This is a genomic window from Pseudodesulfovibrio sp. S3 (genome assembly GCF_004025585.1).
In the GTDB taxonomy this organism is placed as follows: domain Bacteria; phylum Desulfobacterota; class Desulfovibrionia; order Desulfovibrionales; family Desulfovibrionaceae; genus Pseudodesulfovibrio.
On sequence record NZ_QTZO01000001.1, the window covers coordinates 47,785 to 68,016 of the forward strand.

Here is a 20,232-nt window from a genome sequence, read left to right on the forward strand (position 1 = left end):
TGCACCTTCAACTTTTCCCCAGAGGACTGAATGCCTAATTTGATTTTACTGGCCCTTCTTGCGGCTTTTCCGCCTTTATCCACCGACATGTATCTCCCGGCCATTCCGGCACTTCAGGCCAGCTGGGGGATATCCTTTGCCACGGCCAACCTCTCGCTGGTGCTGTTCATGGCCACGTTCAGTGTCTGTCTGCTCATCCATGGCCCGCTTTCGGACCGCTTCGGCAGACGGCCGGTGCTGATTTACGGCATCCTGTTGTTCATCGCGGGCACCATCCTGTGCGCGGTCTCCAATTCCATCTTCACGCTTCTTGTTGGCCGGTGCGTTCAGGCCGCAGGTGCCGCTGCCGCGTCTTCTCTGGCTCTGGCCCTTTCCAAGGATCTGTATTCCGGGCCTGAACGGCAGAAGATATTGGCTTACATCGGCGTGATCATGGCCCTGGCTCCCATGCTGGCTCCCACCCTGGGTGGCCTGATGCTCAAATTCGCTTCATGGCGGTATATCTTCGTGGTCCAGGTATTGCTGGCCCTGATCGGGTTGTATGGCGTGTACCGGTTGGAAGAGCCGCTCACCGAGTTTACCCAGGGCGGTATCCTGTCCATGGCCGGGCGGTACGTCACGGTTATGAAGAACCTGCCTTTCATGGGTCTGTCAGCGGGATTCGCCATGATGTCCCTGCCGCATTTCGGATTTATCGGCGGGTCCACCGACATCTATATAAACGGGTTCGGCATATCCGAGCAGATGTTCGGTCTGTATTTCGGGTTCAACGCCCTGGGATTCATGCTCGGCTCCTTTGTCTGTACCCGGTTGGTGGGCGTGTACAAGCCTTTGAACATGCTCTATTTTACCCTGTTTGCATTTTTCGGGGCAGGGGTGCTCATGTTGTTCATGGGCGGGCATTCCCCGGTTGCCGTGGCCATCCCCATGGTGTGCATTTCCTTTTGCGTGGGCTTTTCCCGTCCCATCAGCAATTCCATGATCCTGGACCAGGTGGACAAGGACGTGGGTGCGGCCTCGGGTATCCTGACGTTCGAAATATTCTTTGTCGCCGCCGTGTCCATGCAGCTTATTTCTCTGGAATGGGATGCCAAGCCGATGGTTTTGGGCTGGTTGGCTCTGAGCAGCGCCGTGGTTCCGTTTGTGGCCCTGCAGGCCATCAAGAAGCGCTGCCGGTTCTAGCCGGGGATTTCGTCCAGGAAGGCCTTGGTCCTGCACTCGGACCAATAGACGTTGTCCCGGCCACCCAGAACGAACCCCACATGCCCGCCGTAGCGCGGCATCTCCAGGAACAGCTTCGGGTTGGTCGTGGCGTCAAGCACCGGATAACAGGAGGGGGCCATGAACGGGTCGTCCTGGGCTGTCACCAGCAGGGTGGGGATGCGGATGTCCTTGAGGAATTGCAGGCTGGAAGCGCGCGTGTAGTAGTCGTTGGCGTCCAGAAAGCCGCCCATCGGTGCAGTGAATCGGTCGTCGAATTCGCGCAGGGTGCGGATGCCCTTGAGCCGGGAGGCATTCACGACGTCCGGAAAGCGGACCCCTTTATCGCGCATTTTGCTGCGCAACCCCTTCATGAAATATTCGAAATAGATGCGGTGCCGGGAAATGATCCGTTCCGCTGCGGACAGGTCGCAGGGCACGGAAAAGGTTGCGGCAGCCGCCACCTGCGCGGGCACCCGGTCCGGGGCTTCCCCCAGGTACTTGAGGATCTGGTTGCCGCCCATGGAAAAGCCGATCAAGACGATCCGGTCATATCGGCCTGTCGAAAGGCAGTGGAGAATGACCTCATGCAGGTCGTCGGTCTCGCCGGAGTGGTAGGAACGAGGAAGCCGGTTGGGTTCCGAGCTGCACCCCCGCTGGGACCAGCAGACCGTATCCCAGCCCGCGCCTGTTGCCATGCGGGCCATGCCGAGCATGTATTTCTTCCGGGAATTTCCTTCAAGGCCGTGACTGACAATGGCCAGCCCGCGGGTTTCCCCGGTCCGGCAGCGATGCCAGTCCAGATCCAGGAAATCGGTGTCCGCCAATTCGATGCGCTCCGGTTCGGGGGCGGTCAGCGGAGTCAGGCGGAACAGGGGCGGATACACGGTGGCCAGATTGCCGAAGAGGAAGGGCAGAGGAGGCTGGTAGTCGGGTGTCGGCAGTACGGGCATTCCCGATGTGTACGGCCACCCGTTCAGGATGTAAAGACCTTGCCGGGATGAAAATGGTTGCCTCCGCCCGACTTGGTTTTGTACCCTGGCGTTTCGCCGTGCAAGACGGCGAAACAAGGAGATGCCGTGTCGTTGTACGATCAGGTCGATTTGGAAAACTACGCCGAGGTTATGGTCTGGGCCATGAACCAGACCAGGGAACGCCCGCTTCGCAACAGCGAGGTCGTGCTCATCAGGTACGACATCCCCGGGCTGCCTTTGGCCGAGGCGGTCTATTCACGACTTATGGACCTTCATCTCATGCCCGTACCCGCGGCCATGCCTACTCCGTACATGGAGATGGAGCGGTATCTCAATTCCAGCTACGGCCAGTTGTTGTTCCAGCAGCCCGGATTGTCGGAACTTTATTCTCAGGCCGCAGGCGTCATCAACATAATCGCCCCGGAATCTCTGACTCATCTTCAGACCGTGGACCCGCGCACCATTGCCGAGGCCCGGCGGGCCGACGCGCCCAATCGGCGCATCCTGCAACGGCGGATGCAGTCCGGTTCCATGGGCTGGACGACCTGTCTCTACCCCACCTCGGCCCTGGCCGAGGCCTCGGGCATGACCCTGGAGGAGTACGCCCATGCGTTGAAGCGTGCCTGCTGGCTGAACATGCCCAATCCGGTCAGGGAATGGCAGCGGCTGCAACGGGAGGTGAGGGAGCTCTGCGCCTGGCTTGATTCCATGGAGATACGGAGTCTGAAGGTGGAATCCGAGGATATCAACCTCAAGGTCGGCGTGGGCGATAATCGCCGGTTCGTGGGGGTGAACGGGGCCAATATACCGGGGTATGAAGTCTACTTTGCGCCCGATGCCCGCAAGGTCGACGGCACCTACTATATGGACCAGCCGACCCTGCGCTACGGCCATCTCGTGACCGGCATGTCCCTGGATTTTTCCGATGGTATCGCCACGCAGGTGGAAGCCGAGCGCGGACAGGTCTTCCTGCAGAACCAGATGTACTCTGACGCGGGCGCACGGAGAGTGGGCGAGTTTTCGTTGACGGACAAGCGGTTTTCCCGCGTGGACCGGTTCATGGCCCACACCCTGCTGGACGAGAACCACGGTGGGGAACACGGCAATTGCCACCTGGCCTTGGGTGGCTCGGTTCTGGAGAGCTTTACCGGGCCGCCGGAAATGCTCACTCCGGAGCTGGAATATGAACTTGGATTCAACTCCTCGGACATGCATTGGGATCTGGTCAACACCCAGCCCAAGCGGGTCACAGCCTGGCTCAAGACCGGTTCTCCCCGGCTGATCTATGAGAACGGCGTCTTCAAAATCTGATTGCCGCTTCGCTTCCGTGGCCGCACGGACGGTGTTTTTCTTGTCATCGCGGCCATTGACAACCCTTTCCACATGCTTATTTCCCCAACAGATCTCGCTCCCTGCGGGCTTTTTCATACCATAATACGTTTTAAGGATTAATATTTCATGGCGAAAAACAAAAACGAAGTGCCCATCAACGGCCTGTATGACGATGAAGGAAGGATCTTCACCGAAGAACAGGCCTTCGAGACGCCCGACGAGGCAGAGGCCGGAGAAACCGAGGCCGAGGTTTCCCTGAGTCAGGAGGAATTGTATGCCCTGTGCCGCGAGTCGGTTTGCCCGGCGTGTGATGTGCACAAGGAGGCCGAAGGAATCCGGTTGCGCGCCCTGGCCGATTCCGAGAACGTCAAGAAACGGCTCATGCGGGAAACCGAGGAACTGAAGAAGTACGCGGGAGAGTCCATTCTGGCCGATCTGCTGCCGATCCTCGACAATCTTGATCTTGCACTGGCGCACACCGGCGGGCTGAGCCCTGAATGCCAGAATTTCGTCATCGGCGTGGACATGACCCGCAAGCTCTTTCTGGGGGCGGTCAAGGGCCACGGGCTGGAACAGGTGCAGGCCGAGGTCGGCACCGAATTCGATCCGGAGATTCATGAGGCCGTGGGGACCGTGGAAGAACAGGGGCTGGGCGACAACCTGATAGCCCAGGTGATCCAGGGTGGCTATCGGCTGAAAGGACGGCTCATCCGTCCGGCCAAGGTCATGGTCAACAAGGTTTAAGGCTTTTTTGATGCGCAGGCTCTTTACAAGGCCGAACGCATGATTATTGAACAAAGTAACGTAAATTTACCGTTTCATACGACATTTATATTTAGGAGGACATACATATGGGTAAGATCATAGGGATCGACCTTGGAACCACCAACTCCTGCGTTTACGTCATGGAGGGCAAAGACCCGAAATGCGTCAGCAATCCCGAGGGTGGCCGTACCACGCCGTCTGTCGTGGCCTTTACTGACAAGGAACGCCTGGTGGGCGATATCGCGAAACGCCAGTCCGTCACCAACCCTGAAAAGACCGTGTTCGCCATCAAGCGCCTCATGGGCCGTGCTTCCGATGCGCCCGAGGTCAAGAAGTGGCAGAAGCACTGTCCGTACAGAATCGTGGCCGGTAACGGCAACGACGCCTGGGTCGAGATCGACGGCAAGAAATATTCCCCGCCCGAAGTGTCTGCCATGATTCTTCAGAAACTGAAGAAGGATGCCGAGATTTACCTGGGCGAGCCCGTCACCGAAGCGGTCATCACCGTTCCGGCCTACTTCAACGACTCTCAGCGCCAGGCCACCAAGGACGCAGGCAAGATCGCCGGCCTTGAGGTCAAGCGTATCATCAACGAACCCACTGCGGCTTCCCTGGCCTATGGTTTCGACAAGAAGGCCAACGAGAAGATCGCGGTCTTCGACCTCGGCGGCGGTACCTTCGACATCTCCATTCTGGAAGTGGGCGACAACGTCGTGGAAGTCCGCGCCACCAACGGCGACACCTTCCTCGGCGGCGAGGATTTCGACCACCGCATCATCGAGTATCTGGTGGACGAGTTCAAGAAGGAGACCGGCATCGACCTGTCCAAGGACCGCATGGCCCTTCAGCGGTTGAAAGAGGCTTCGGAAAAGGCCAAGCACGAGCTGTCCTCTTCCATGGAGTCCGAGGTCAACCTTCCGTTCATCACCGCCGACCAGAACGGTCCCAAGCACATGATGGTCAAGATCACCCGAAGCAAGCTGGAAAAGCTTGTCGAGGATCTGGTCGACCGGACTGTCGAACCGTGCAAGAAGGCTCTCAAGGACGCAGGCCTGTCTGCTGCCGATATCGACGAAGTCATTCTGGTGGGCGGCATGACCCGTATGCCGCTGGTCCAGGAAAAGGTGAAGTCCTTCTTCGGCAAGGAACCCAACCGCTCCGTGAACCCCGACGAAGTCGTAGCCATGGGCGCGGCCATTCAGGGCGGCATCCTGGCCGGTGACGTCAAGGACGTCCTGCTTCTCGACGTGACCCCGCTTTCACTGGGTATCGAGACCATGGGCGGCGTGATGACGCACCTCATCGAGCGCAACACCACCATCCCGACCAAGAAGTCCCAGGTGTTCACCACGGCATCCGATAATCAGCCGTCCGTGTCCATCCGCGTCTTCCAGGGCGAGCGCCCCATGTCTGCGGACAACAAGCTGCTCGGCAACTTCGAATTGACCGGCATTCCGCCGGCGCCGCGCGGCGTGCCGCAGGTCGAAGTCTCCTTTGACATCGACGCCAACGGCATTGTCCACGTCCATGCCAAGGATCTGGGCACCGGCCGCGAGCAGTCCATCCAGATTACGGCCAGCTCCGGCCTGTCCGACGACGAAATCGACCAGATGGTCAAGGACGCCGAGGCTCATGCCGACGAGGACAAGAAGAAGCAGGAGCTTATCGAGACTCGCAACCAGGCCGACACCCTTGTCTACACCTCCGAGAAATCCCTGCGGGATCTCGGCGACAAGGTCAGCTCGGAACTGAAGGTGGAGATCGAAGGCAAGATCGAAGCCGTTAAAAAGGCGCTCGAAACCGACGACACTGCCGAGATCAAGGCCAAGGCCGATGATCTGGCCCAGAGTTCCCATAAGTTGGCCGAACAGCTCTATGCCCAGCAGAATTCCGAAAGTGCCGGGCCGGATGCGGGTGCAGCAGGTGCCGACGCAGGCTCTGCCGCCAAGGATGACGATGACGTGGTCGACGCCGACTACACCGAGGTCAAGTAGTTCGGCTTGCTTTCACAGATCAAGCGAAGTATAGCATTACCCGGTCCGCACCCTTGCGGGCCGGGTTTTTTATCTGGCTGTGAAATAGCTGTAACAGAACAGACAATGGATCGAATCCGTCCTATGAAGAAATCAACATATTGCGCCAGGGGTCTTGCCGTTCTGGTGATGATCGTTCTTTTTGCCTGGGGGTGCGCCCCCAAGCAGCCATCTATGAAGAGTGTTGACATGCTGTCCACGCCCAATCTGTTGGTCGAGGCCGATGCCTCCTGGCAGGCCAAGCGATACGAGGCGGCAGAGCTGTATTACGCAGCCGCCCTTGAGAGGGCCGATCTGACCAAGGGCGAATTGCCTGTGGTCTATGCCCGCCTTGCCGAATCCGCCAACATGAACGGCCATTACCACCAGGCGCGCATCGCGTTGGAAAAGTGGGCCAATATCGATACCACCGCCCTGGAGCGCATGGATTGGGAGCAACCGTATCTCAATGCCATGGCCGGGCTGGACAAGGTGGAACGGCTGCGCAATCACCTCAAGTGGTTGCTGGAAAGTACCTCTGTCCCATGGGAAACCAAGCGGGAAGTGGCCCTGTGGTATACGGGCTATTTTCAGACAAAAGACGACCCCGAGCGCGCTCTGGACGTCCTGGACGGATTTTACAAGCAGGCCCCGGACAAGCAGGCGAAAGCCCTCTTCGAGCAGGAATACCTGCAGAGGCTGCTGACCTGTGATGATGGGGTGGTGGAGTCCCTGTCCACGGCGGTCACCCCGGCCAACCAATGGCGTTTTCCCTATGCCCTTGTGGCTTTTGAGCGAGGCGTGCGCAAGGCTGTCGACCCTGAGGCATGGTCCGCCGTATGGCGCACCATGCGCAGCCTGAGCACCGGCAGCGAGCTTGTGGACACTGTTCCGCTGGAGACCCGGCTGGCCGAACTTGAAGCCCGGTACGGGGTGCCCAGTGTCGGATTGGCCTTGTTGCTGCCTGTCACAGGCCCCTACGCCAAGGTGGGCGTGAAGGTTTTGCGCGGCGCCGGGCTTGCCCAGTGGCGGCTTGCCCAGGAGGGCGTCAACGTCGATCTGCGCGTTATCAACACCGAAGCGGCTGGATGGGAGAAGCTTCTGGCCGAACTGCCGCGTCATTACACCGTGGTGGGCGGCCCCTTGCGGATCGACGCCTTCAAGCGGCTTTATGAACCAGGCTCTCCGGCCAGCGACCTGCTCGAACAGCGGGCCGTGTTTACCTTTCTCTCCAGTCTCGGGGATTTGACCGAGGGCAAGGACGCCTGGCGGTTCTTTACCAGCCGCAATGACGAGGTTCGCAGTCTGGTCTCCCTGGCTGTGGACGAGCTTGGCATCAAGGACCTGGCGGTCTTCTACCCCGAGGAGAAGTTCGGCCGGACCATGGCCCAGACCTTCTATCAGGAGGCCACTCCCCTGGGCGGACGCATCAAGGGCATGGTGTCCTATCCCTCGCATGATCTCAAGCAGTGGAGCAAGCGGGTGGGGCAGTTGTTGAAAGTGCCTGCGGATTTCAACGACAACAAGGATGTTCCGTTGGCGATGCCCGACTTCGGGGCCGTGTTCATTCCGGACGGCTGGAGTCAGGCCGAGGCCCTGTTGCCCAATTTCTTTTTCTTTGAAGGAGACCAGTTGGTCTTTCTCGGCCCCGGATTGTGGAGCCGCGCCCTGGATTCCGTCAAGGACGTGGACGAGCATTACTTCAGGCTGGCAGTCTGTCCCGGTGCCTGGTGGGACGGTTCGCAGGGCGGAAAGGCCCTGCAATACGCGCTCACTGAAGAGGGTCTGGGACAGGCCGATTTCTGGGTGGCGCTGGGCTACGATTTTATTCGCTTTGCCGGGAAACTCGGCACGTTGCCGGCTTCCTGGAACGGTCGTCTGGTCAACAAACGCATCCAGGATGCCCAGGACATGGAGTTCAGCATGGCCCCCATGGTCTGGAATAAGGATGGCGTGGCCAGTCAGAAGCTGTATCTGTTCAGCCCAGTCCAGAACGGCAAGGAGATAGTGGATGCCGACAAGATTACCGACAGGGTCGTTCGGGCAAAGGCCCGGCGTGAGAAACGCATGGAAGCCTATGAGAAGCGCATGGAGGGCGGGGTTGTGAAAAAGCCCGCTGCGGTTAATCCCGATACTCCGCCGATTCAGTAGCAGACTTGTTCATAAAGGAGACCATAATGAAAATCAGTCCCGAAGAAGTGGCCAAGGTCGCCAGCCTTTCCCGGCTCGACCTGTCCCAGGACAAGCTTGAGCTGTTCGCCGGACAGCTCGGGGATATTCTCGACCACATGGACAAGCTTGGCGAACTCGACACGGACGCCGTGGAACCCATGTACAGTCCGGTCACGCACACCACGGTGCTGCGCAAGGATGAAGCGCGCAAGGATTACACCCGCCAAGAAGTGCTGTCCAACGCCCCAGAGCAGGACGGTCAGTTCTTCATTGTTCCTCGCATTGTTTAATAATTTGATATAATTCAGGATTGATTGATGTCTGAACTCTATACCAAGACGCTGACCGAAATCGCCGCACTGCTCCGGTCCGGGGAAGTGACGGCCGTCCAGGCGGTCAAAAGCTGTCTGGATCGCATTGATGCCACCGAACCCAGGGTCAGGGCGCTGATCACGGTCATGACCGAAGAGGCCATGAAAGAGGCCGAGGCCATGGACGATGCCGGGCCGGACGCGAGCAAGCCCTTGTGGGGCGTTCCCATTGTTCTCAAGGATTTGCTGACCACCAAGGGAACCAGGACCACTTGCGGGTCCAAGATCCTCGATGATTTCGTTCCCTTTTATGACGCCACAGCCGTGACCAAGCTCAAGGAAGCCGGGGCCGTCATCGTCGGCAAGGCCAATATGGACGAGTTTGCCATGGGTTCCTCCACGGAAAACTCCGCTTTTTTCATGACCGCCAACCCCTGGGACCTGGAGCGCGTACCCGGCGGCTCGTCCGGCGGTTCCGGTGCGACCGTGGCGGCGGGCCAGTGTTATGCGGCCCTCGGCACCGACACCGGCGGCTCCATCCGTACTCCGGCGTCTTTCTGCGGCATCGTTGGGCTCAAACCCACCTATGGCCGCATCTCCCGGTTCGGACTCATTGCCTACGGTTCCTCCCTTGACCAGATCGGTCCCATGACCCGGAGCGTCGAGGACGCGGCCCGCCTGTTGCAGGTCATGGCCGGACACGATCCCAAGGATTCCACCTCCGTGGATGTGGCTGTGCCGGACTATCTGGCCGGGCTGGGGCGTGAAAACCTCAACGGCGTGACCATCGGCCTGCCCGAGGAATACTGGGGCGAAGGCCTGGATGCGGAAGTCGAGGAAGCGTGCAAGAGCGCCGTCGCCAGGATGGAAGCCCTGGGCGCCAAGACCGTTCCCTTGTCCCTCAAGCTCACCGAGTACGCCATCGCCACCTATTACATCATCGCCATGGCCGAGGCTTCCTCGAACCTGTCCCGGTTCGACGGCGTGCGCTTTGGTCACCGCAACAGGAAAGCCGACGAACTGATCGACATGTACACTTCGAGCCGGACCGAAGGGTTCGGCGACGAGGTGCAGCGTCGCATCATCATGGGCACCTATGTGCTCTCAAGCGGCTACTATGATGCCTACTACAACAAGGCCGCCAAGGTCCGTCGCCTGTTGCGCGAGGATTTCGACAAGGCGTTCGAGCAGTGCGACCTCATCGCGGGTCCGGTTCTGCCGACCACAGCCTTTAAAAAAGGCGCCAAGGTCGATCCGCTTCAGATGTATCTCATCGACATATTCACTATTTCCTGCAACCTGGCCGGACTTCCCGGCATGAGTCTGCCCGTTGGATTGGGCCGGGATTCCGGAATGCCGGTGGGTCTCCAGCTCATGGGCCCGGCCTTTTGCGAGGCGGACATGCTCTCCGTGGCCGAATGCCTTGAGCGCAACCTCGACCCCATGCCCATGCCGGAACTGTAGAAAACGATTGAAAGATAAAAGCCGGTTGTATGCTGATGCATGCAACCGGCTTTTTTTTGGGTGTCAGTTCAACAGTTTTCGGGCCATGGCTTGCGCCCGGTTGGCAGTGTCGCGTTCATCTTCCTTTGCCGAAGGCACACAAACAGCTGTGAAGGGGGAGTCCAGAGGGGGAAACTTTCTCGAAAGTTGCTCCCTCTGGCCGCCGGAGGCATCCTATTTCATGTCGTAGGTCGTGGGACCGTTGCGGTATTGTGTTTCGTCAAGCCAGGTGGCCGGGTAGCCGATGGCAATGGCATCCTTGTCCGGCAGGTTGATGTACCCGTCCGAGTATTTGGCCAGGAGGGTGAAGGTCAGTTCGCGCCAGGTACCCATGATCATCTCGGCGGTTTTGTAGCTGAACTCGTCGATAAGCTTCTGCTGTTCGGCCTCGGATTTGCCTTCCATGACCTTGTCCATCATCAGGAATCCGTTCAGGGCCTTGGCCTCAAGCCTCTGCTGGGCGGGCCTGATGTCCACCGAGGTCATGCGCTGGAAGTTGAGGCGGGACCAGTTGGCCAGCAGGTTGAAATTCCACCAGGCCGAAGCGGGATCGAATTTCTGGGGACTGCCGGTCTGGTAGGCTTCGGGCAGTTGGCTCATCTTGGAGAAGAAGGGCGTGAAGACCGTTGTGTAGGACACGTCCGGACCGAACCAGACCGCGCCCTTGGTCATTTCCGGTGCATTGGGCCTGGTCTGGCAGACAAAGGTGTACCCTTGGTAGAAGACCGAGATGGCCCGTTCCCATGCTCCGAAGAATTTTTTTTCCGTATCCACATTGTTCTGGTTGCCGTCATAGGGGCCGACAAAGCGGTGGGGGTCGCCGTAGGGACCGGCTGCCACGCCCTTGGTCAGGTCGAACTGCGTGCCTTCATAGTGGTCGCGATAGAGCGAAAAGACCCCTTGCACGGTCAGCTTGTTCTTGGGCGGAATGGAGAACGGGTAGTCGCGGGCATAGGTGTCCTTGACCCACGGGGACAGGCCGAGGTCGGGATTGACCCGGCTCATGGCCCGCCAGACGCGGCGCAGGGAATAGTATGGGTGGTTGTATTCGCCGGGACTGACGGCACGGAGCCAGTCCACGGTTCCCTGTTTCTTTTCGTCCCACCAGCCGAGCTTCTTCAGTCCGGGGATGAGGTTCTTGGAGTACTGGAAGTTGTCGGGGTCGTCCTTGACGATGTCGCGGATGCGGAAGGTGTTGGCCGCCACGAAGTATTCGCCGTCCGGCACGCGCTGGGCAACCCAGGCCGAATGGTATTTGGCGTCTGGCAGAGCACACATTTCGAACACCCATGCCTCGTTCTCGTCACCCACCAGCAGGGTCTCGCCGGTTGAGAAATAGCCGTATTTGTCCACGATTGCTCCCATGAGCTTGACCGCTTCACGGGCGGTGACACAGTTCTCCAGGGCGATGCGGGAGAGTTCGGAGCTGTAGATGATCCGTTGCGGCTGGCCGTTTTTCGCCTCTGAATTGGGATCGGGTTCGTAGTTGGCTCCGTTGGTGCACTCGCCCATCATCAGGTTCTTTTCGTTCATGATGCCATAGTTGCCGTCGAAATAGGCAAACGAGGTTTCCTGCCTTCGGCCCAGAAGTTTCCAGATCTCTTCATAAGAGATTTCAGCGAGGTACGGTGTCGGCGGATATCCGGGCGTGTTGTAGGCCGGACCGCGGTCATCGGTGACGATGCGGGGGTAGCGCATGAGGTCGGAATAGACTTTACGCTTCCCTTCCTGTTTTTTGGCAGGCACGTAAATGATGCGTTGATCTCCGAGTTCGTCGTCATCGGAGTGGGTGACCATCATCGAGCCGTCGGCGCTGGCGCCGGGCGTGACGATCATGGTGGTGCAGGCCAGGGCCGGAACAGCCAGGACCGCAGTCAGGCAGGCAGTCATGGCCAGTGTGAAAAATCGTTTCATTATAGGCTCCTTACGGTATGGGAAATCGGTTGTTGGGATAGCCTTAACACATTTCTTGAGCCAGTTGATTTATAATTTCTTCCCATTGCCCGATACCTTCCCTAGAATGCCCTCATGGCAGACAGGGAGTTTTTCGTATGACTATAGCCGTAGCCGTTTCAGGCGGTATGGACAGCCTGCTGGCCCTGGCCCTGCTCAAGGAACAGGGCCATGACCTGTTGGCCGTGCATGGTCATTTCCTGCCGCCGGGGCCGGATTGGCAACGGGTGGCGGACGGGTTGACCAGGGCCTGTGCCGTGCTCGACGTGCCGTTTCACGCCCTGGACCTGCATGAGGCGTTCGATGCCCGGGTGATCGCTCCCTTTGCGGAGGACTACCGGGCCGGACTGACGCCCAATCCGTGTGCCATGTGCAATCCGCGCATGAAGTTCGGGGTGCTGTTCGAGGCGGCCCGTGCCTTTGGCGCGGATCGATTGGCCACCGGCCATTACGTGCGCATGGAGCAAAGGGACCAGGGGTGCATGTTGGTGCGCGGCGCTGACGCCACCAAGGATCAGAGCTATTTCCTGTCGCTGGTGCCGGTGGAATCCCTGCGGCTGGCTGAATTCCCGCTGGCTGAAATCCTGAAGAGGGACGTCTTGTCCATTCTGGCCGACCACGGTCTGACGCCGCCCCTGCCGTCGGAAAGTCAGGAAATCTGTTTTGTGCCGGACGACGACTATCAGGCCTTTCTGACGGCCCGGTGCGCCATGCCCGGCCCTGGCCCGGCGGCGTTGGCAACCGGAGAAATCGTGGGTGAACACAACGGGTTGTGGCGGCATACCCAAGGGCAGCGGCGCGGCCTCGGCATTCCGTGGAAAGAGGCGCTCTATGTGCTGGACAAGGATGTGGCGGGCAACACCCTGATCGTGGGAACCAGGGATGAGCTGGCCGCTCAAGGCTGCGTGGCCGGGCAGGTCAACCTCATGTGTCCGGTGGAGACGTGGCCCGAGGTGGTCATGGTCCAGACCCGGTATCGCCAGCAGGCCAAGCCGGGCAGGGTCCGTTTGTCAAACGGCAAGTTGCGGTTCGATTTTCTGGAGTCTCATACCCGTCCCACCCCCGGACAGGTGGCGACGGTCTATGACGAGGCCGGAACCGTGCTCGGTGGCGGGGTTATCGAAGGGGCGCTGTAGCTACCAGGTTTCCCGGCGCAGCTCCTGGCGTTCTCGGATATCCTGTTTGTAGCCGTCCACCCGTTCCCTGTTCATGGCCTTGTGGATTTCCTCGGCCGACAATTCGGGTTTCTTTTCCAGGTGGGCGGCCATCCGCTGCACCGCGCTTGTGCCCCGGTAATAGTATTGCTCCCGGTATCCCTTGAGCAGGGCAAACCCTGCCTCCCGGTCTCCCTGATAGATGAAGGTCAGGCCGAGATAATAAGTGGCATCCGGCTGATTGGGATATTTCTGAAGCGTATCCTCGAAGGTTTTTCGGGCGTCATCGTATTTTCCCTCAAGAAGTTGGTTGATGCCCACCTTGTTGTTGGTATACGCCTCGTTGGGGCCGTTGTTCAGGAAGTCTCCGTGTGAGTTAAGGGACAGTCCGAAGCCGCCAACGCCCATGCCCACGGAAGTGCCTCCGGTACCCATGCCCACGCCCACGCGGGTGTTGCCGCCACCCATGCCCACTCCGACGGAGGTGCCGGTCACGCAGCCGGAGAGAACGAGCAGGACGGCAAGGAAGATCAGTGTTGATGCGCTATTTGTTTGCTTCATGGGTGCTGTCTCGGCTAATATAGGTGAACTTTTTTCAAATCGAGTGATACACCCTAGCATGACTACCTTTTATACCGCTACCCTGGGTTGCAAGATCAACCAGTATGAAACCCGTTCCATCGGCGAGGCTTGGGCCGGTCAGCATGTCCGCGAGGTCGGGGACGCCGGCGAGGCGGACCTCATCCTGGTCAACTCCTGCGCCGTGACCGCCAATGCCGTGGCTGATCTGCGTCAGACCGTTCGCCGTTTTCATCGGGACAACCCCAAGGCAGAGATCATCATCACAGGGTGTGCGGCCCAGGTCATGCCGGACGAACTGGCCGCGCTTCCCGGCGTGGTTCGGGTGGTGGCCCAGGAAGACAAGGCGCAACTGCTGGACGGTCCCGGCGGACAGGTGGGTGCCAAGGGCGGGAAGGCCGGGTTCGCTCCCTTTTCCATATCCGGTTACGATCGGGCCAGGGCCGTGGTCAAGGTCCAGGACGGGTGCTCCCACTTTTGCACCTATTGCATCGTTCCCCTGACGCGCGGCCGGTCCGTGAGCCGTCCCGTGAACGAGGTTGTGGACGAGGTCGGGCGGCTCCTGGCCGCCGGTTTCCGTGAATTCATATTGAGCGGCATCAACCTGCGCCATTTCGGTCGAGACCTCGACGGCAAGCCAGACTTTTGGGATCTGGTGGCCCGGCTGGAAGCGGTGTTCGGGTTGGAGTGGACCGGACGGGCGCGCTTCCGCATTTCTTCGGTGGAGCCGGGGCAGCTCGATGACAAGGCGCTGGACGTGTTGTCCGGTTCCTCAATGGTCTGTCCGCAACTGCATCTTTCCCTGCAAAGCGGCGACTCGGACGTGCTCAAGGCCATGGGACGGGGGCATTATTCCCCGCAGTCCGCCGTGGACTTCATGGAACGGCTGGCCAAGGTCTGGCCGGTCATGGGGCTGGGCGCGGACCTGATTACCGGCTTTCCCGGCGAGACCGAGGCCCGGTTCGAGAACACCTTGGAACTCTGCCGCGCCCTGCCGTTGACCTACGGCCATGTTTTCCCGTATTCCGAGCGGCCCGGCACGCGCGCAGTGGACCTGCCGGACCCGGTGGAGGTGCCGGTGCGCAAGGAGCGTGCCGCGAGGCTGCGCAAGCTCGTCAACGCGAAAAAGTCCGCTTTCCTCAAGAACCTGCTGACCTTGCCGCACCTCGATGTCCTGGTTCAGGATGCCCAGGGTCGCGGGGTCAGTCAGTTCTATGCGGCCTGCCGGATCATCACTGCAATTGGCAACGCTCCCCGTTCCCTGGTCCGGACGCGGCCGGTGTGTATCGAAAAGGGCGTGGTGTTGGTGGAGCCGTTGGAGGATGCATCATGAGTACGCCGAAGATTCCCGATCCCGGATTGCTGATCATCTCGGTTTTGAGTGCGAAATGGGATGCGTTCTGGCCCGGGCTGCTCTCTGAGCTGGAAGGGAGGTTCGGGAAGGCCGAGCCGTCCGAGCTGTTTGCCTTTGATCAGACCGATTATTATGACAAGGAGTTGGGAACCCCCATTACCCGGCGGATCGTGGCCTTTGATACCCTCCGCCCCTTGGATGAGTTGGCGGATATCAAGCTGTTTACCAATGGGCTGGAGGCCCGGTATGCAGTGGAGGGGAAGCGGCTCTTCAACCTCGATCCCGGCTTCATCACCATGCAGAGCCTGGTTCTGGCCACGGGCAAGAATTTTTCGCACCGCATCTATTTGAAGGACGGCATCTGGGCCGACCTGACCCTGATCTGGCAGAAAAAGCAGTGGGTCGATTTTCCCTGGACCTTCCCGGATTACGCGGGCGAGGCCATGAAAACACGGCTGACAAAGTTGCGTCAGTCGTATAGAACCAAGCAGAGCAAGCCGCAAACGTGACGATTTCGCACAAACGCGGCTTTCAAACATAAGGATAAGTATATGCCCGTTAGCATGACCGGCTTTGGCCGGTTCGAGACCAATGATGACGCCTGGACCCATGTGTGGGAGATCAAGAGCGTCAACGGCCGTTTCCTCGACGTCAAGTGGAGGATGCCCGGCTACCTGCGTTCCCTGGAAAACGGTTGGGAAAAGGTCCTTCGCGCCCATGCCTCGCGCGGTCGGGTGGACGTGTCCCTGAACCTGGAAGTCCTGGATGCGCGCATTCTCGGCGTCACCTTCAATGAAACCATGGCGCAGGCCATGTTCGATCAGATGGAAAAGCTGGCAGTGAGCCGCGGCGGTACTTTCGAACCTGACTACAACCGTGTACTCTCCATGTCGGCACTGTGGCGCGACTGCGGCACCGAGCCGGACCCGGGTTTGGCAGACAGCCTGACCAAGGGACTGGAAGCCGCCCTCAAGGAGTGGGTGAGTTCCCGGGCCACGGAAGGTGATGCCCTGGTTGCCGACCTTACGGAACGTATGCAGAATCTGCGTGATCTCACGGAAAAGGTGAAGCAGCGCATCCCGGATATCCTGGAAGCCAAGAAAGCGGCGCTCAGACAGCGCATCGTCGACATGCTGGAATCCGCCAATGCCGAATTTTCAGAGGACCGCATGCTTCAGGAAGTAGCCTACCTCACCGACAAGCTGGATGTGTCCGAGGAGTTGACCCGTCTGGATGCCCACCTTGAACGGTTGGGCGAGGTCATGACCGAAAAGGCTGATGTGGGCAAGAAGCTCGATTTCTTGGTGCAGGAGACCTTCCGCGAGATCAATACCTGCGGCAACAAGGCACAGGATACCGAAGTCAGCCAGTTGGTTGTGGATTTCAAGGCAGAGCTGGAACGTTGTCGTGAACAGGTCCAGAACATCGAGTAAACAATCTGAAGAAGCGGTAGGAAACCATGCAGAAACAGGGATTACTCAACGTCGGTTTCGGGAATTTCGTGGTCTTGGATCGGGTCATTTCCATCGTCAACCCATCCAGTGCGCCCATGCGGCGCCTCAGGGAGGACGCCCGTGCCGAAGGGCGGCTCATTGACGCCACTCAGGGGCGTAAGACCAGGGCGATCATTGTCACCGACTCCAACCATGTTGTCCTGTCGGCCATCCAGGCCGAGACCATCGGACAACGATTCAGCGCGGACGAGGGGGATTAGTAGGTGATTCAGGACGATCATAAATTCAGGCTGGGCCAGGTTCTTGTGGTCTGTGCGCCCAGCGGAACCGGCAAGAGCACGCTCATTGCCATGCTCCGGGAGGAGTATCCTGATTTTGGTTTTTCGGTGTCCTACACCACACGTGCCCCGCGCGGGAGTGAACAGGACGGTCGTGAGTACAATTTCGTCTCACGGGAAGCCTTTGTGGCCATGCGCAGCAGAGGCGCTTTCTGTGAATGGGCCGAAGTTCACGGCAATTTTTACGGCACGGCTACCAAGCCGGTCGAAGAAATGCTCGATTCCGGCCGGGACGTGTTGTTCGACATCGATGTCCAGGGTGCAAAGCAGCTCAGAAAGACCTTCTACAAGGGCACCTTCGTGTTCCTGCTGCCGCCCTCACGCGAAGAATTGGTGAGCAGGCTGCAAGGGCGCGGCACCGATTCGGAGGAGTCCATTTCCCGCCGTCTTGCCAATGCCTCCGGTGAACTTTCACAGGCCGAATGGTTTGATTACTGGGTGGTCAACGACAGTCTTGATGAGGCGTATCAGGAGCTCAAGGCAGTATATCTGGCCGGTAGGTGCAAACCCTCGCTTCGGCCCGGCATCCTCGACAACATCATGAAGACCTGGGAAAACAATGGCTGATCTGGTTGTCGCCCTGGACTTCAGGGACGCAAAGACTGCAATGGCCATGGCCCGGAACCTGAAGGGAACAGCCCCGTGGATGAAGGTCGGTTTGGAGCTGTTCACGGCCGAGGGGCCGCAGGTGGTTTCCGGCCTCAAGGACATGGGATTCAAGGTTTTTCTGGACCTGAAATTCTTCGATATTCCCAACACAGTGCAGGGTGCGGTCCGTTCGGCGGTCCGGCTGGGTGCGGACATGGTCAACATCCATGCCCTGGGCGGTGAACGCATGGCTCACGCCGCCATGGCAGGATGCCGCGAGGGGCTGACTTCGGGACAGGAAGCTCCCCTGGTTCTGGCTGTGACCGTGCTGACCAGCATGGCTGCCGGTGATTTCCCGGTGGAAGCGGCACCGTCGCCTTCCGAGATGGCCCTTGACCTGGCTGTTAAAGCCAAGCAATATGGCTTGAATGGGGTGGTTTGTTCCGGTCTGGAAGTGGAGCGGATCAAATCTGCCTGCGGCAGGGAATTCGCCTGCCTCACTCCGGGTATTCGTCCAGCATCGGTGGGCGCAGGAGATCAGAGGCGGGTGGTAACTCCGGCTCAGGCTGTACAGAGCGGCTCGGATTTCCTTGTGGTGGGACGACCCGTAACCGGAGCCGATGCGCCTCGGGAAGCAGCTCTGGTTATCCTCGGAGAGATGGAACAGGCCGGATAGGAGCATTTGATGTCCGATCAGGAGCAGAAAGTCGGGGGCACACGAGAGATCGTGCGTGATGGTGCGGAGAAGATCAAAGGTATCTTTTCCACCCAGACAGTCGCCAAAGTCGGCACCGGCACGACCCAGCGCAAGACAATCCAGAAGACGTACTGGGATGTCGAAGAGCTTTCGAACGGCGAAGTTTCCGTCCAGCCCCTGAACCGTAATTATGTTCCTTCCGGTCCCAAACGCACCATCGAGCGCGATGATTTTCTCACCAAGTTCAATCCTGAACCGGAATTCTACGTTTCCACCGTGTACCCGGCCATCAAGGAAATGGACAGTGCCATAGTGCGCGGCGAACAGCACCGTGAACGGGGCGCAGCCTACAGTGCCGAATTCGAATATAAGCAGGCCATGTCCATTGACGAGGAAAACGTCCGCGCCAACTTCGGGCTGGGGCTGACCTATCTCGACCGTGGTGATCAGGTGAGGGCTAATGACATCTTTGAGCGGCTGGTAGATCTGGAAGCCGCATTCGCCGTCGAGCACAAGCATCTGTTCAATGATTTCGGCATCAACATGCGGAAGAACAAGATGTACGACCAGGCCCTCCAATATTACCTACGGGCCGAGAAACTGGTGCAGAACGACGAACACCTCTTTCACAATATTGCCCGGTGTTTTTTTGAGAAAGGGAATATCGATGGGTGCAAGGAGTATTTGCTCAAGAGTCTGGAGGTGAATCCGGAACTTGAGGCGAGCAAGAAGTTTTGGGGTTTTCTTGTCGAGCGAGGACATGTGGCCGAAGGAGAGGGGCTGAGCGTGACGGCCGAGGCCCAACCGAGTTCCCCGGAAAAGAAGCAGGACACGGGCAAGCCTGAGGGCAACGAAAAGTCCGATGCGCCCATTTCGATAAATTTGGATTAACGGACATGGAACCCCGTCAGGCGGCGGGTAGGAGTTTTCATGAACCAGAATAGTATTCAGGGATTCCTTCAAGAGCTTCCCAATATGCGGGAAGATTTGCCTTTTGCTCCGGAAGTCCTGAAGAAACTGTTCATTCAGACCGGCGGCGGGTCTTTGGCGTCCCTTGAAGATGTGGGTGAGACCCTGAGCAGGGATCAGGGGCTGACCACTCGCATCCTGAGTCTGGCCAATTCCGCCTATTACGGTTTGCAGGCCGAAGTCCAGTCCGTGCCGCGGGCGGCAGCCGTGCTCGGCATGTCCGAAATCCGCAATATAGTGCTTGCCCTGGGTGTAAAAGGACTGACAAGGAAATATCCCATTCCGGCGGAGTTTGATCTTGGAGCCTACTGGACACATCAGTTTCTGGTGGCCATGGTCGCCAAGGAATTGTCCCACATGATCGGTGTGGGCAAGCCGGACAATATGTTCACCTCGGGGTTGCTGCACGACATCGGCAAACTGATCACGGCCTTGAAACGACCGGATGACTGGCAGGCCATTCGCGATCTGGCCGAGAACGACGAGATGCTCGACAGCGAAGCCGAGGAGGAATACTGGGGGTTGGACCACGCCGTGGTCGGCGCCCTGGTACTGAGGTCGTGGGATCTGCCCGCCGACCTGGTGGAGCCGGTCAATTGGCACCATTCGCCCGCGCTTGCACCGGACCATTCCAATGAATCCAACGTGATCTGCCTGGCCGACGCCGTGACCCATGCTGTTGCCGATCCCGATGGACCCTATGTGCACAGGGTGGATCTCCTTTGCGAGGAGATTTCCGTGGATATGGACGACATTCTGGAAATCGCCGAAGAGCTTTTCGAGTCAGACGATGTCGAACAATTTGTAAGTATTCTTTCCTAACATCCCGGGACGTTATATTGCCCTTCATCTGGAAACCCCGCGGTGATGAAACCGC

Annotated in this window: 19 protein-coding genes; 16 read left to right on the top strand and 3 right to left on the bottom strand. The window is 59.0% G+C overall.

Going from position 1 to position 20,232, the window contains the following annotated elements:
* Nucleotides 1-30: 30 nt before the first annotated feature.
* Entirely contained in the window at nucleotides 31-1,182 is a 1,152-nt protein-coding gene (locus DWB63_RS00240) for a multidrug effflux MFS transporter (protein WP_128326795.1), read from the top strand.
* Here the strand turns inward: DWB63_RS00240 and DWB63_RS00245 are convergent.
* A complete protein-coding gene (locus tag DWB63_RS00245) occupies nucleotides 1,179-2,153 on the bottom strand; it encodes an alpha/beta fold hydrolase (protein WP_128326796.1) in 975 nt (324 codons plus the stop codon). The genes DWB63_RS00240 and DWB63_RS00245 overlap by 4 nt on opposite strands.
* A 126-nt stretch (nucleotides 2,154-2,279) precedes the next feature.
* Between DWB63_RS00245 and DWB63_RS00250 the strand changes: the two genes are divergently transcribed.
* The 6 genes from DWB63_RS00250 (at nucleotide 2,280) to gatA (ending at nucleotide 10,230) form a co-directional block, all read left to right on the top strand.
* A complete protein-coding gene (locus DWB63_RS00250; protein WP_128326797.1) occupies nucleotides 2,280-3,485 on the top strand; it encodes an aminopeptidase in 1,206 nt (401 codons plus the stop codon).
* A gap of 147 nt (nucleotides 3,486-3,632) precedes the next feature.
* On the top strand, nucleotides 3,633-4,250 hold the full coding sequence (locus DWB63_RS00255) for a nucleotide exchange factor GrpE (protein WP_128326798.1): 618 nt from the start codon (nucleotides 3,633-3,635) through the stop codon (nucleotides 4,248-4,250).
* Nucleotides 4,251-4,357: 107 nt separating this feature from the next.
* A complete protein-coding gene (gene dnaK / locus DWB63_RS00260; RefSeq protein ID WP_128326799.1) occupies nucleotides 4,358-6,265 on the top strand; it encodes a molecular chaperone DnaK in 1,908 nt (635 codons plus the stop codon).
* 213 nt (nucleotides 6,266-6,478) lie between these two features.
* Complete coding sequence (locus DWB63_RS00265) at nucleotides 6,479-8,434, top strand: hypothetical protein (protein ID WP_241648511.1); 1,956 nt, start codon at nucleotides 6,479-6,481, stop codon at nucleotides 8,432-8,434.
* 26 nt (nucleotides 8,435-8,460) lie between these two features.
* Nucleotides 8,461-8,745, top strand: coding sequence for an Asp-tRNA(Asn)/Glu-tRNA(Gln) amidotransferase subunit GatC (gatC, locus tag DWB63_RS00270; RefSeq protein ID WP_128326801.1), 285 nt, complete (start codon nucleotides 8,461-8,463; stop codon nucleotides 8,743-8,745).
* Nucleotides 8,746-8,772: 27 nt separating this feature from the next.
* On the top strand, nucleotides 8,773-10,230 hold the full coding sequence (gatA, locus tag DWB63_RS00275; protein ID WP_128326802.1) for an Asp-tRNA(Asn)/Glu-tRNA(Gln) amidotransferase subunit GatA: 1,458 nt from the start codon (nucleotides 8,773-8,775) through the stop codon (nucleotides 10,228-10,230).
* Nucleotides 10,231-10,443: 213 nt separating this feature from the next.
* On the opposite strand, the gene DWB63_RS00280 is transcribed toward gatA, so the two are convergent.
* Nucleotides 10,444-12,183: a C69 family dipeptidase gene (locus DWB63_RS00280; protein ID WP_206613105.1), complete on the bottom strand. Its 1,740-nt coding sequence runs from the start codon at nucleotides 12,181-12,183 to the stop codon at nucleotides 10,444-10,446.
* 137 nt (nucleotides 12,184-12,320) lie between these two features.
* Between DWB63_RS00280 and mnmA the strand changes: the two genes are divergently transcribed.
* Complete coding sequence (mnmA, locus tag DWB63_RS00285; RefSeq protein WP_128326803.1) at nucleotides 12,321-13,358, top strand: tRNA 2-thiouridine(34) synthase MnmA; 1,038 nt, start codon at nucleotides 12,321-12,323, stop codon at nucleotides 13,356-13,358.
* Here mnmA and DWB63_RS00290 read toward each other — a convergent pair whose 3' ends face one another.
* Nucleotides 13,359-13,937: a tetratricopeptide repeat protein gene (locus tag DWB63_RS00290; RefSeq protein WP_128326804.1), complete on the bottom strand. Its 579-nt coding sequence runs from the start codon at nucleotides 13,935-13,937 to the stop codon at nucleotides 13,359-13,361. It lies immediately after the preceding gene.
* A gap of 58 nt (nucleotides 13,938-13,995) precedes the next feature.
* Here DWB63_RS00290 and DWB63_RS00295 point away from each other — a divergent pair, with 58 nt between their 5' ends.
* The 8 genes from DWB63_RS00295 to DWB63_RS00330 are packed head-to-tail and all read left to right on the top strand — an operon-like array spanning nucleotide 13,996 to nucleotide 20,177.
* The gene (locus DWB63_RS00295; protein WP_128326805.1) at nucleotides 13,996-15,288 is read left to right on the top strand and encodes a MiaB/RimO family radical SAM methylthiotransferase; all 1,293 of its coding nucleotides are present in this window, start codon (nucleotides 13,996-13,998) and stop codon (nucleotides 15,286-15,288) included.
* Nucleotides 15,285-15,818 carry a DUF4416 family protein gene (locus DWB63_RS00300; protein ID WP_128326806.1) on the top strand — a complete coding sequence of 178 codons (534 nt, stop codon included), beginning with the start codon at nucleotides 15,285-15,287 and terminating at the stop codon, nucleotides 15,816-15,818. Before DWB63_RS00295 ends, DWB63_RS00300 begins: the two co-directional genes overlap by 4 nt.
* 42 nt (nucleotides 15,819-15,860) lie before the next feature.
* A complete protein-coding gene (locus tag DWB63_RS00305; RefSeq protein ID WP_128326807.1) occupies nucleotides 15,861-16,742 on the top strand; it encodes a YicC/YloC family endoribonuclease in 882 nt (293 codons plus the stop codon).
* A gap of 26 nt (nucleotides 16,743-16,768) precedes the next feature.
* Entirely contained in the window at nucleotides 16,769-17,023 is a 255-nt protein-coding gene (locus DWB63_RS00310) for a DUF370 domain-containing protein (RefSeq protein WP_128326808.1), read from the top strand.
* A gap of 3 nt (nucleotides 17,024-17,026) precedes the next feature.
* A complete protein-coding gene (gene gmk / locus DWB63_RS00315; RefSeq protein ID WP_128326809.1) occupies nucleotides 17,027-17,668 on the top strand; it encodes a guanylate kinase in 642 nt (213 codons plus the stop codon).
* Nucleotides 17,661-18,365 carry an orotidine-5'-phosphate decarboxylase gene (pyrF, locus tag DWB63_RS00320; RefSeq protein ID WP_128326810.1) on the top strand — a complete coding sequence of 235 codons (705 nt, stop codon included), beginning with the start codon at nucleotides 17,661-17,663 and terminating at the stop codon, nucleotides 18,363-18,365. The genes gmk and pyrF overlap by 8 nt, the downstream gene beginning before the upstream one ends.
* 9 nt (nucleotides 18,366-18,374) lie before the next feature.
* Nucleotides 18,375-19,277: a tetratricopeptide repeat protein gene (locus DWB63_RS00325; RefSeq protein WP_128326811.1), complete on the top strand. Its 903-nt coding sequence runs from the start codon at nucleotides 18,375-18,377 to the stop codon at nucleotides 19,275-19,277.
* A gap of 39 nt (nucleotides 19,278-19,316) precedes the next feature.
* Nucleotides 19,317-20,177: an HDOD domain-containing protein gene (locus tag DWB63_RS00330; RefSeq protein WP_128326812.1), complete on the top strand. Its 861-nt coding sequence runs from the start codon at nucleotides 19,317-19,319 to the stop codon at nucleotides 20,175-20,177.
* Nucleotides 20,178-20,232: the final 55 nt, after the last annotated feature.

What these genes read in the sequence shown, in the direction of transcription:
- DWB63_RS00240 (WP_128326795.1), top strand. Translation starts at nt 31, where the DNA reads ATGCCTAATTTGATTTTACTGGCCCTTCTTGCGGCTTTTCCGCCTTTA.
- DWB63_RS00245 (WP_128326796.1), bottom strand. Translation starts at nt 2,153, where the DNA reads ATGCCCGTACTGCCGACACCCGACTACCAGCCTCCTCTGCCCTTCCTC.
- DWB63_RS00255 (WP_128326798.1), top strand. Translation starts at nt 3,633, where the DNA reads ATGGCGAAAAACAAAAACGAAGTGCCCATCAACGGCCTGTATGACGAT.
- dnaK (WP_128326799.1), top strand. Translation starts at nt 4,358, where the DNA reads ATGGGTAAGATCATAGGGATCGACCTTGGAACCACCAACTCCTGCGTT.
- DWB63_RS00265 (WP_241648511.1), top strand. Translation starts at nt 6,479, where the DNA reads ATGAAGAGTGTTGACATGCTGTCCACGCCCAATCTGTTGGTCGAGGCC.
- gatC (WP_128326801.1), top strand. Translation starts at nt 8,461, where the DNA reads ATGAAAATCAGTCCCGAAGAAGTGGCCAAGGTCGCCAGCCTTTCCCGG.
- gatA (WP_128326802.1), top strand. Translation starts at nt 8,773, where the DNA reads ATGTCTGAACTCTATACCAAGACGCTGACCGAAATCGCCGCACTGCTC.
- DWB63_RS00280 (WP_206613105.1), bottom strand. Translation starts at nt 12,183, where the DNA reads ATGAAACGATTTTTCACACTGGCCATGACTGCCTGCCTGACTGCGGTC.
- mnmA (WP_128326803.1), top strand. Translation starts at nt 12,321, where the DNA reads ATGACTATAGCCGTAGCCGTTTCAGGCGGTATGGACAGCCTGCTGGCC.
- DWB63_RS00290 (WP_128326804.1), bottom strand. Translation starts at nt 13,937, where the DNA reads ATGAAGCAAACAAATAGCGCATCAACACTGATCTTCCTTGCCGTCCTG.
- DWB63_RS00295 (WP_128326805.1), top strand. Translation starts at nt 13,996, where the DNA reads ATGACTACCTTTTATACCGCTACCCTGGGTTGCAAGATCAACCAGTAT.
- DWB63_RS00300 (WP_128326806.1), top strand. Translation starts at nt 15,285, where the DNA reads ATGAGTACGCCGAAGATTCCCGATCCCGGATTGCTGATCATCTCGGTT.
- DWB63_RS00305 (WP_128326807.1), top strand. Translation starts at nt 15,861, where the DNA reads ATGCCCGTTAGCATGACCGGCTTTGGCCGGTTCGAGACCAATGATGAC.
- DWB63_RS00310 (WP_128326808.1), top strand. Translation starts at nt 16,769, where the DNA reads ATGCAGAAACAGGGATTACTCAACGTCGGTTTCGGGAATTTCGTGGTC.
- pyrF (WP_128326810.1), top strand. Translation starts at nt 17,661, where the DNA reads ATGGCTGATCTGGTTGTCGCCCTGGACTTCAGGGACGCAAAGACTGCA.
- DWB63_RS00325 (WP_128326811.1), top strand. Translation starts at nt 18,375, where the DNA reads ATGTCCGATCAGGAGCAGAAAGTCGGGGGCACACGAGAGATCGTGCGT.
- DWB63_RS00330 (WP_128326812.1), top strand. Translation starts at nt 19,317, where the DNA reads ATGAACCAGAATAGTATTCAGGGATTCCTTCAAGAGCTTCCCAATATG.